Annotated in this window: 8 protein-coding genes; 2 read left to right on the top strand and 6 right to left on the bottom strand. The window is 67.4% G+C overall.

Annotated elements, in window-relative coordinates; all coding sequences use genetic code 11:
* Positions 1-370 precede the first annotated feature (370 nt).
* Positions 371-946: a hypothetical protein gene (locus tag VM681_04195; protein ID HVL87198.1), complete on the top strand. Its 576-nt coding sequence runs from the start codon at positions 371-373 to the stop codon at positions 944-946.
* Positions 947-952: 6 nt separating this feature from the next.
* Here VM681_04195 and VM681_04190 read toward each other — a convergent pair whose 3' ends face one another.
* Genes VM681_04190 through sufC form a run of 6 tightly spaced genes read right to left on the bottom strand, consistent with a single transcriptional unit; the run spans position 953 to position 6,455 of the window.
* Complete coding sequence (locus tag VM681_04190) at positions 953-1,333, bottom strand: SUF system NifU family Fe-S cluster assembly protein (protein HVL87197.1); 381 nt, start codon at positions 1,331-1,333, stop codon at positions 953-955.
* Between the two features lie 11 nt (positions 1,334-1,344).
* Positions 1,345-2,637, bottom strand: a complete 1,293-nt coding sequence (locus VM681_04185) for a cysteine desulfurase (GenBank protein ID HVL87196.1) — start codon at positions 2,635-2,637, stop codon at positions 1,345-1,347.
* A 16-nt stretch (positions 2,638-2,653) separates the two neighbouring features.
* Entirely contained in the window at positions 2,654-3,022 is a 369-nt protein-coding gene (locus tag VM681_04180; GenBank protein ID HVL87195.1) for a non-heme iron oxygenase ferredoxin subunit, read from the bottom strand.
* A complete protein-coding gene (locus tag VM681_04175; GenBank protein HVL87194.1) occupies positions 3,019-4,284 on the bottom strand; it encodes a SufD family Fe-S cluster assembly protein in 1,266 nt (421 codons plus the stop codon). Before VM681_04175 ends, VM681_04180 begins: the two co-directional genes overlap by 4 nt.
* A 9-nt stretch (positions 4,285-4,293) precedes the next feature.
* Positions 4,294-5,697 (bottom strand): Fe-S cluster assembly protein SufB, encoded by a 1,404-nt coding sequence (gene sufB / locus VM681_04170; GenBank protein HVL87193.1) that lies wholly within the window; start codon positions 5,695-5,697, stop codon positions 4,294-4,296.
* Positions 5,697-6,455, bottom strand: coding sequence for a Fe-S cluster assembly ATPase SufC (gene sufC, locus VM681_04165; protein ID HVL87192.1), 759 nt, complete (start codon positions 6,453-6,455; stop codon positions 5,697-5,699). Before sufC ends, sufB begins: the two co-directional genes overlap by 1 nt.
* A 136-nt stretch (positions 6,456-6,591) precedes the next feature.
* Between sufC and VM681_04160 the strand changes: the two genes are divergently transcribed.
* Complete coding sequence (locus tag VM681_04160) at positions 6,592-6,915, top strand: iron-sulfur cluster assembly protein (GenBank protein ID HVL87191.1); 324 nt, start codon at positions 6,592-6,594, stop codon at positions 6,913-6,915.
* Positions 6,916-7,072: the final 157 nt, after the last annotated feature.

The following is a 7,072-nucleotide window of genomic DNA, read 5'->3' as shown; positions in this document are numbered from 1 at the left end:
CAACACGAGCGTGGCGCGCGTGGACGAGGTGCGCGCGGCCCGCGAGCCCATCCTGCGCTGGGCCCCCCCTGCCGCGTGAGCCGCGTTCCCCGCGGCCAAAACGAAGCCCCCTGTGCGCTCATTTTCGAATCAAGCGGCGGTATACCCGAGGAAACCGCGGAATCTAGTGCGATACCGCGCTTCCTTGGACGCGCGGGCGCCACCGGGAAGGTTCAACCGGTCGCGCGGAGGGGCAAAGGTCCGTTCCCGCCAGGCTTTGCTTTCGAAAGTCGGAAGTCCAAGGGGCGAAATCCAACCGGGGGTACTCGCAACGCCACACAGCCTCTTCTCCGACCCCGACAAACAACGCGGCCCGTCCGCCGCCTGGCTCATGGTTCCCGGGATCCTGCTGGTCCTTCTCTACTTCCTGCACGCCTTCCAAATCGCAGACGTCGAGCAATGGCTCGACGGGGCCCGCGTGCCGCTCGGGGTCGGCCACCTGTTCTTCCTCGGGCTTGGACTTCTCATCGGCGGAGCCGCCATCGCGTCGTTGCGGCACGCCATGAAGCCGCAGAAGGCGCCCCCGCCCCGCACGACCGACCGCGTGAAGCCGCTCGACCCCGAGGCGCTGCGTCGCGAGGACACGCCGCCGCACCGGGCAAGCGCCCCGTCGGCCGCGCCTCCGTCGCAATCCGCGCCCGCCGCGCCGCCGCCCGACCTTGCGCCAAGCGCGACGGCCTCGGACGACCTCGCCGATCACCCCGTCCACCAGCAGCTCTCCATCGAGGAAGAGATCAAGCAGCTCAACCGCCAGATCAGCCGCGCCAACGTGAAGCTCGGCCTGGGCGAGCTGTCGAAGGAGGGCTACAAGCAGTACACGGACAAGCTGCGCGAGCGAAAGGCCCTCCTGGAGAGCAAGCTCGAGGAGCAGCGCTACAAGGAGCAGAGCGCCGAGGGCGCCCCGTAGCCTTCGCTAGCCTTCCTTCTTGGCGCCGGTGGCCACGAGGAGGACGTCCCAGCTGAGGAGGGCGCACTTGAGCCGCGCCGCGCTGATGGGGACACCCAAGAGACCGAGCACGTCGTCCTTCCCGATCTTCCGCGCCTCGTCGAGCGACTTTCCCTTAAGGGACTCGTAGAGCATCGAGGCCGACGCTTGCGAGATGGCGCAGCCTCGCCCCTTGAACCGCACGTCCTCGATGACCTGCCCGTCCCGCAGCTTGACGAACAGGTGCAGGTCGTCTCCGCACAACGGATTGTTCTCGTGGGCCGAGAGTTCGGCGTCCGGAATTTCCCCGAAGTTCCGCGGATTCTGGTAGTGGTCCAGGATCTGCTCCTGGTACATGTCCTCGACCATGCGGCGCTCCCTCAGCGTCCCTTGCCCTCGGGAATGCCGGTGCCCGTGAGACGGGCGCCGGTCCCCGCCGAGGCGGCGGGTCGACGTTCGAAGATCTTCTCCACGCGGCGAAGCCCTTCCACCAGGCGGTCCACGTCGCGCTCGTCGTTGTACACGTAGAACGACGCGCGGGTGGTCGCGGGGACGTCCAGGCGCTCCATGAGAGGCATTGCGCAGTGGTGGCCGCTTCGCACGCAGACGGCCTCCGCGTCGAGGATGGAGGCAACGTCGTGCGGGTGCGCCTGGTCCATGACGAAGGAGACGACGCCGCCACGGATCGAAAGGTCGGTGGGGCCAAAGCTCCGCAATCCCTTCACCTCGGCGAGCTTCTGCAGGGCGTAGCGCGTGAGCGACTTCTCGTGCTCGCGAACGGCGTCCATGCCCAGACGCTCGAGGTAGTCGCAGGCGGCCGCGAAGCCGACCGCGCCGGCCATGTTCTGGGTGCCGGCCTCGAACTTGTAGGGAAGGTCGTTCCACTTGGCGCCGGTGAGGTGCACCTCGCGGATCATGTCGCCGCCGAAATGGAACGGCGGCATGTCCTTCAGCACCTCCTCGCGCCCGAGCAGGCAGCCGATGCCCGTGGGCGCGAGCATCTTGTGCCCCGAGACGGCGTAGAAGTCGCAGCCGAGGTCGCGGAAATTCACCTTCATGTGGGGCGCGGACTGCGCGCCGTCCACGAGGCAGAGCGCGCCCACGTCGTGCGCCATCCTGGCGATCTGCTTCACCGGATTGATCGTTCCGAGGACGTTGGACGCGTGCGTCACGGCGACGAGCTTCGTCTTGTCGTTGATCGACTCGCCCATCTCGTCCATGGCAAGCGTGCCGTCGTCGTTCACGTCGACGATGGCGACGTCGACGCCCATCGAGCGAAGCTCAAGCCAGGGCACGAGATTCGAGTGGTGCTCCATGACGGTCGTCACGACGCGGTCGCCGGGGCGAAGCGTGCTCTTGGCCCACGCGTAGAAGACGAGGTTCACGGCCTCCGTCGCCCCGCGCGTGAAGATCGTCTCGCGCGGCGAGGCGCCCAGGAAGCGCGCGACCTTCGCGCGTGCGTCCTCGAAGGCCATCGTGGCTTCGGCGCCAAGCTCGTAGACGGCGCGGTGGACGTTCGAGTTCTGCTCCTCGTAGAACCGCGTGCACGCGTCGATCACGGCCTTGGGCCGCTGGCTCGTCGCGGCGCTGTCGAGGTAGACGACGGGCTTGCCGTGGAAGCGGCGCTTGAGGATCGGGAAGTCCTGCTTTGCGGCCTGCACGTCGAAGGTCATGCGTCCACCTCGTTCTTCATGGTCGTTGGGTCCATAATGATTTGCCGCCTTCCCGCTCCTCGCTTCGGATCTCGACGTGCACCCAGCCGTCCTGGAGGAAGGCCCGGTGCACGGCCAGCGGGTCGTAGGCCGGCGGGGAGAGCGCCTCCCCCGTGGCAAGGTCGAATTCGCTGCCGTGGGCGGGGCACGTGACGGTGCCCGCCCGCAGCCAGCCGCCGGCGAGGTCCACCTCGGCGTGCGTGCAGATGCGGTCGACCGCCCGCAGGGTCCCTTCCACGTTGGCAACGAGCACCGGACGGCCGTCCACGAGGACGCCCCGCATCGTTCCGGGGGGCAGCTCCTCGATCGGACAGACGCGCGCGACGCCGGCGGTCCTTCCCGTCATCCGCCCACCAGCCGGCGGTCGATGGCCAGGCCGGCGGCTTCGCGCCAGGGCGTCCAGGCGACGCGCTCAAGCGTCGGATCGAGGAAACCGCGCACGATGGCGCGCGCGGCGGCCGCCCGGTCGAGCCCGCGGCTTTGGAGGTAGAACACCTGCTCGTCGTCGATCTTGGCGACGGCGGCCGCGTGCTTGGCCCGCCGCACGTTCTTGCTCTCGATCTCAAGCGACGGGATGGCGATGCAGCGCGATTCGCGGGAAAGGAGCATGGCGTACTGCCCGAGGTAGGAGTCGCTCTCGTCGGCCGCGTTCTCGATCGTGATGAGCCCCTTGAGGTAGGAGCGCGAGCGGCCGGCGTGCGCGCCCTTCGAGAGGTGATGGCTTGTCGTCTCGGCGGCCCGGTGGACGATCTGGACGGTGGAATCGACGCGCTGCTCGCCGGAGCCGAAGGCAAGCTCGCGCCCCTCGAAGGAGGATCCTCGTCCGTCGAGGTGCGCAAGGAGCCGGTCCTTGGCGAGGCTCCCGCCGACGTTGACGCTTGCGTACGACACGCGCGCATGAGCCGAAAGCGAAACGTCGCGTCCCGCGAGCGTCGTGGCGTCCAGCGCGCCGGTCTGCAGCGTGGAGAGATTAAGCGAGGCGCCCTCGCCCACGTGCGCCTCCAGCGACGCGGCGAGCACGGACCCGGTGCCCGGGGCAAGCTCGACGGCGACGGACGCGCGCGCGCCCCGGCCCAGGGAGAGCACGACGCGGGCGAACACGGCGCCGCCGGCGGGCGCCAGGCGGACGAGCAGCGGCTGGTCGACGGCGAGGCCGTCGGGCACGTGGACGACGACGCCGTTTTGCGCCATGGCGCGGGCGAGCGACCCCGTCTTGTCGCTCTGCTGCGACCGAAGCGGGGCGGACAGAAGGGCTTCGGCCAGGTCCGGTCGCGACGAGACGGCCTGCGAAAGAGGAAGGAAGACGAGGCCGTGGTCGGCCATGCAGGCGTTGCTCACGCGCTCGCGGTCGGCAAGCTCGTAGGAGCCGCCGGCTCCCTCCGGCGGCGTGCCGCGCGGCGGGTCGGCCGCGAGGACGCGCGGGGGCGCCGCGGCCAGGTCGCGCGGGCGCTCGACGTAGCGGGTGAACAGCGGGTGCGTCTCGAACTCGAGCGCGCGATAGCTCGCAAACGCCCGCTCGCGGTAGGAGGAGAGCCACGCGGGTTCGCGCGCCTTGCGCGACATCTCGCCGAGAAGCTCGGCGGTCGCCGTCGGGTACATCTCGGCCATGTGTGTCCCCTAGCCGACCGCGCCTTCCATCTCAAGCTGGATGAGGCGGTTGAACTCGACGGCGTACTCCATGGGAAGCTGCTTCACGAAGATCTCGAGGAAGCCGCGAACGATGAGGTTCATGGCCTCGTTCTCGGTGAGGCCGCGGCTCATGAGGTAGAAAAGCTCGCCCTCGCCGATGCGCCCCACGGTCGCCTCGTGCGTGATCGTGGCGTCCTCCTCGTCGATCTCGATGTAGGGGTAGGTGTCGCTTCGGCTGTCCTTGTCGAGCATGAGGGCGTCGCAACGCACGCTCGACTTCACGCCCGTCGCGCCCTTGGCGACCTTGAGAAGGCCCCGGTACGTGGAACGCCCCGAGTCCTTGCTGATGGATTTGGAGACGATCCGGCTTGTCGTGTTGGGCGCAAGGTGCACGGCCTTGGCGCCCGTGTCCTGGTGCTGCCCGCGTCCGGCGAAGGCGACCGAGACGATCTCGGCGGAGGCGCCCTCGCCCGTAAGGTACACGGAAGGGTACTTCATGGTGAGGCGCGAGCCGATGTTGGCGTCCAGCCACTCGACCTTCGCGTTGCGGGCCGCGTGCGCGCGTTTCGTCACGAGGTTGTACACGTCGCTCGACCAGTTCTGGAGCGTCGTGTAGCGCACGGTCGCGTCCTCCTCGGCGAAGACCTCGACGACGGCGCTGTGCAGCGAGTCCGTCGAGTACACGGGCGCCGTGCAACCCTCGATGTAGTGGACCTTGCTTCCCTTGTCGGCGACGATGAGCGTGCGCTCGAACTGGCCGATGTTGGCCGCGTTGATGCGGAAGTACGCCTGGAGCGGCATGTCGACCTCGACGCCCGGGGGCACGTACACGAACGAGCCGCCGGACCACACCGCGCTGTTGAGCGCGGCGAACTTGTTGTCCTCCGGCGGGATCGCCTTGGCGAAGTACTTCTTGAAGATGTCCGGATGGTCCCGCAGGCCCTCCTCGGGCCCCGCGAAGATGACTCCCTTCTTCGCCAGATCCTCGCGGATCTTGTGGTACACGTTCTCCGACTCGTACTGCGCGCCCACGCCTGCGAGGAACTTTCGCTCGGCCTCGGGGATGCCCAGCCGGTCGAAGGTCTTCTTGATCTGTTCCGGGACCTCCTCCCACGTCTTGGCCGACTTCTTCTCGCTGGGCCGCGCGTAGTACTGGATGTTCTGGAAGTCGATGTGGTCGAGGTCGCCGCCCCACCGCGGCATCGGCCGCTTCAGAAAGTGGCGGTAGGACTTCAGGCGAAAGTCGGTCATCCACGACGGCTCGTTCTTGAGCTCGCTGATCTTGCGGACGATGTCCTCGCTGAGGCCACGGGGGACCGAATACACGTATTCGGTCGTCGGGTCCTTGAAGTCGTACTTGGCCGTGTCGACCTCGATGCGGTTGGCGGCCATTACGCCGGCACCCCCGGCTTCACCCAATCGTAGCCCTTCTCCTCGAGCGCAAGCGCGAGCTCCGCGCCGCCGCTTCGAACGATGCGGCCGTCCACGAGGACGTGCACGAACTGCGGGCGGATGTACTTGAGCAGGCGCTGGTAGTGCGTGATGAGAAGCACGCCCATCTCCTTCGTCTGCAGGTGGATCTCGTTGATCGCGTTGGCGACGGCCTTCAAGGCGTCGATGTCGAGGCCCGAGTCCGTCTCGTCGAGGACGGCAAAGCGAGGCCGCAGCGTGGCAAGCTGGAGGATCTCGGCGCGCTTCTTCTCGCCGCCCGAGAAGCCCTCGTTGAGGTTGCGCGCGAGGAACGCGTTGTCCATCCCGAGGAGCTGGAGGTTGGCCGTGAGGGACTTTCGGAATTCCGGCACGGAGGCGGGCTTGTCGGCGTGGATCGCGTTGTACGACGTGCGAAGGAAGTTCGCAAAGCCGACGCCGGGCACCTCGATTGGGTACTGGAACCCGAGGAAGAGGCCTTTCTTTGCCCGCTTGTCCGGCGAGAGGCCCGCGAGGCTCTCCCCGTCGAGCAAGATCTCGCCGCCCAGAAGCTCGTACTTCGGGTGGCCCAGCAAGGCGTAGGAAAGGGTGCTCTTGCCCGAGCCGTTGGGTCCCATGATGGCGTGGATCTCGCCCGACCGCACGGTGAGATCGACGCCTTTGAGGATCTCCCGGCCGTCGACGGCCACGCGGAGATTCTTGATTTCGAGCGCGTGGGACATTTATATACTCCCAGTTTCAGCCTGCGTGATGCTATAACCGCGTTATAATACTTGTCCCTTATGTGATTATTTAAACGCCGCGGTCCCGTCGGCTCGCCCAAAGCGTTAAGCGCAGGGCCCTCTGCTCTTGCCCTTGATGGTCGAGAAGGAAACCGTGATCGAGGCGCTCAAAGGCTGCTACGATCCGGAGATCCCGGTCAACATGGTGGACTTGGGCCTCGTGTACGATCTGGCGATCGAGGGGGACAAGGTCAAGATCAAGATGACGCTCACGAGCGTCGCCTGCCCGGCCGCCGGCTTGTTCCAGCAGCAAGTCGAGAACGCCGTCCTCTCGGTGCCCGGCGTAAAGCAAGCGGAGGTCGAGATCGTGCACGACCCGCCGTGGGACCCCTCGAAGATCACCGAGGTCGGCAAGTCCGAGCTCATGATCCTCGGGTTCAACATTCCGACCTACGGCTAGCCAACGTTAAGCCGCTGGCCGGGCTTTCCCGCCCCCGTGGCTCCCACCGTCTCCCTCTGGCTCTCCGAGCCCCACGTTCCCCGGCCCCCTGCGCAGGGTGACCTCTCCGCCACGGTCGCCGTCGTCGGCGGCGGCATGACGGGCGCGAGCCTCGCGT

This window comes from Candidatus Thermoplasmatota archaeon (assembly GCA_035541015.1).
Classification (GTDB): domain Archaea; phylum Thermoplasmatota; class SW-10-69-26; order JACQPN01; family JAIVGT01; genus DATLFM01.
The sequence above is the reverse complement of the archived record's forward strand: the minus strand, read 5'-3'. Positions and strand labels throughout refer to the sequence as shown.

Coding starts and splice junctions, on each gene's coding strand:
- VM681_04195 (HVL87198.1), top strand. CDS start 371: ATGGTTCCCGGGATCCTGCTGGTCCTTCTCTACTTCCTGCACGCCTTC.
- VM681_04190 (HVL87197.1), bottom strand. CDS start 1,333: ATGGTCGAGGACATGTACCAGGAGCAGATCCTGGACCACTACCAGAAT.
- VM681_04185 (HVL87196.1), bottom strand. CDS start 2,637: ATGACCTTCGACGTGCAGGCCGCAAAGCAGGACTTCCCGATCCTCAAG.
- VM681_04180 (HVL87195.1), bottom strand. CDS start 3,022: ATGACGGGAAGGACCGCCGGCGTCGCGCGCGTCTGTCCGATCGAGGAG.
- VM681_04175 (HVL87194.1), bottom strand. CDS start 4,284: ATGGCCGAGATGTACCCGACGGCGACCGCCGAGCTTCTCGGCGAGATG.
- sufB (HVL87193.1), bottom strand. CDS start 5,697: ATGGCCGCCAACCGCATCGAGGTCGACACGGCCAAGTACGACTTCAAG.
- sufC (HVL87192.1), bottom strand. CDS start 6,455: ATGTCCCACGCGCTCGAAATCAAGAATCTCCGCGTGGCCGTCGACGGC.
- VM681_04160 (HVL87191.1), top strand. CDS start 6,592: ATGGTCGAGAAGGAAACCGTGATCGAGGCGCTCAAAGGCTGCTACGAT.